At 44.9% G+C, this 2,882-nt stretch carries 1 protein-coding gene; it reads right to left on the bottom strand.

What is annotated here, in order from left to right:
* Window positions 1-113: 113 nt before the first annotated feature.
* The gene (locus KDK14_RS20210) at window positions 114-2,675 is read right to left on the bottom strand and encodes a hypothetical protein (protein ID WP_257267036.1); all 2,562 of its coding nucleotides are present in this window, start codon (window positions 2,673-2,675) and stop codon (window positions 114-116) included.
* Between the last annotated feature and the right edge of the window lie 207 nt (window positions 2,676-2,882).

The raw sequence follows: 2,882 nt of genomic DNA, 5'->3' as shown, positions 1-2,882 counted from the left end.
GTGATTCTATTTGCTAAAAATTTCCGATTTTTTAGACCAATTTGCTGCCACCGCACGACTGCATGGATGCAGGAGCAGTTGCCGCGTAGGGCAGTCTATTCTCGGACAGCCTCCTACAGCAGCTGTGGGAAACGTGGATTTTTCGGATCAAACTTATCATCCCTCAGCCAATGCAACAAATCTCGGGCACTGTTTATATCCGCTAAGGCTGTGACCCTTTTCACCCACAAGATACCCACCTCTTTGGTCAATATCTCACTTGCCTGTAAACAGGTTGAGCCTTCCTGTGTCGCTACCGGGTTTATTCCACTGGAACCCGCAGCACCAACGTTATAATCAAGTGACACACCATGCATATTCTGATTTTCCAGCTCACGGATGACACTTTCCGGCTGAGCCCTCATATCAATCCCGAAGGGAATACCAAAACCGGGTTCTGCGAAGGCAGCTTCCTGAGCACTTGCACCCGGAGGAACAGGTGCGGCCAGGGTAAATCCAATATCTTCCAGACTGCTATGGTTATCCACTCCTGAACCATGAGCAAACCTTACCGTATCCCTTTCAGCCAGATTTTGATTTAAATCCCAGCGTGCCTCATAAAACCTGTTACCCTGCCTTAAGCCCTCAGGCATCCGAAGATTCGCCCCCAAAGGGCTATAGTTCCTCCCGTCACGGCTGTTATTGAATATCCTGTATTCGTAACCAGTCAGCAGGCTTTCAAGTTCTACTGTAAAGCCAGCGCCGTTAAAATCGCTCTCGTTCGGAGCAAAAGCATATACCTGCAACACGATTACATCTTTGGGCCTGATATTACTGTCATTGTTAGCTTCTATCATTCTTTCCCGGAAACAGGAAGGCAGAGTTTCAAGAGGAATATCACACCAGGTTACAAAGCATTTTATTTTCTCAGAAGAAGTCCTGATGCCCAAACTGGCAGAAATACTTCCATCGCCCCAGAATTTTAGTTTCCTGCAGCCCTTCAACTCACTGGCAAATGATGTCAACCGCTCTCCATGAGTAAGAACAGGCCCGGTCTTTGCCTGCAGTTGACTTTGCCTTGTTGATGAATGCAGTACTGCTTGCGAAGGAGCTGCCTGGCTGATCGTTTGACCTGGCAACGTTGGCAATGCAGCAAACTTACCTGACAGTGCGGACATATTGCCCGCTGCCGCCACACCACCTGACCCTGAAGCGGTTGCCTGCTTGCTAAATGCTGCCAACTCTTTTTTAAACGCAGCGCCCCGTTGCAGCAAAAACTCTGGATGGGGCTCAGCAGCAATGGCCTGTTCCTGATCCCCACTTCTCTCAAGGCCAGTTAACTTTGACAATCGCTGACACAAATTACCGAGCATGGCAAAATCATCATCCTTTCCCAGATCGATCAGTGGCCTGGCAACAGCCAATGCTGCCTTGGCCTGGCCCACCAGGAATGACTTTGTATTACCACTCTTTGTATAACCACTAACACCATACTCCAGTGTCTTTATGGTATTTTCTGCCTTTGCAAGCGCATCGTACAATTGCTTTTGTCTTACACTCGTTTGAATATCAGCAAAACTATTTCTGAGAATACTTGTCTCTCTCATCAATGTATTTCGTGCCTCACCCGCGGGAAGATCTCTGTTATGCCGTTCAAATTCATCCAGCTTTTTAGCGAAAAGATCAATATCCTGCAGGGAATTACAAAACTGAAAACCATCAAGATAACTTTTCAAACTTGTTAAGGTATCGAAAGCAGCAACCACTACCAGCCAACTGCTAATATTGGCTTGTAACGCTGTCAATTGACTCTGGAGTTTTGTCTTCTCATACTCAAATTCTGTACAGCCGAGTTTGTTAATCTGCTTGGCCAAATCGTTAGCCTGACAATCAATAGCCTTTATTGCACGGTGATTGTGCAATTTTGGCTTCTTCTGCGAAAAGGACCTTTCAAGCATGTGCAGCTGGTCATGAAGCTGATCAACCAAAACCTTTTCACCCATGAATTGCAGTTGTTTTTGCAGGCTATCAATATTATTTTTAACCTTCCCAGAAGCTAACGATGGTTTCCCCGCCATGGTAAATGTCGGGTTTTCAGCCGTTGGCCAGCCTGATTCTGAATGCTGACTCTCAGGGCCGTGGCTACCAATCACAGAGTGTGTTATATCCATTGTCCGCTGATGTCTATTCATTTGAGCTACAAAGAAATCCATACTGACGAAATGAGGATCTTGGTTCCCCCCTTCTTTTGCCTTCTCGCGGTTCAAAAAATTACATAAACTGTGCGCCAAAGGCAGATCATGGCCATCTCCCCCCCTCTGTTTTGCTTTTACACCTTCTTCTTTTACTTGGAGAAACACATTAAAAATTGCACTGGGCTTACGATGCTTTATAGCACCACGGGGACTAAAGTCTCGAGGCAAATTGTATGCCTTCAGGGCTTTATCAAGATTTTCTCGTTTCCAGTTTTGTTTTACATATTCTTTTTCAGCCGCATTACAGGTATCCACTGCCAATGTCATGATTTGTACTAACGGAATCCCTACAAAAAAACTGCTTATATCGTAATGAGTGACATCTCTGGCGTTAAACACTGCATTTGTCGTATTTGCACCTCTACCCTCATCCGAGCCTGGTGTCTTTGAAAGCTGGGACTGACATGTCAGGCTTTGAGCAGGAAGATTCGGCGTATTCATGAGGTAAGCTCCTTAGTGAAATTTTCTATGATGAGTTTGAAATATTGGTCAAAGGAAGGTTCAACTATTTATTACTTAGATAGCTTTTTCATTTAGAAAATCGTTTATAGCAAGTTCCAGGATTGAAGGGTGTTTGTAGTTTTTTACCTCAAACTAAGGAGTCGTCTAAAAATAACTTTCCCATTTTAAACTCAGTGTTCCTGATGA

Source organism: Endozoicomonas sp. ONNA2, assembly GCF_024606365.1.
GTDB lineage: Bacteria > Pseudomonadota > Gammaproteobacteria > Pseudomonadales > Endozoicomonadaceae > Endozoicomonas.
The sequence above is the reverse complement of the archived record's forward strand: the minus strand, read 5'-3'. Positions and strand labels throughout refer to the sequence as shown.

Bases quoted from the DNA above. Each gene is read 5' to 3' on its own strand.
- KDK14_RS20210 (WP_257267036.1), bottom strand. From the start codon at position 2,675: ATGAATACGCCGAATCTTCCTGCTCAAAGCCTGACATGTCAGTCCCAG.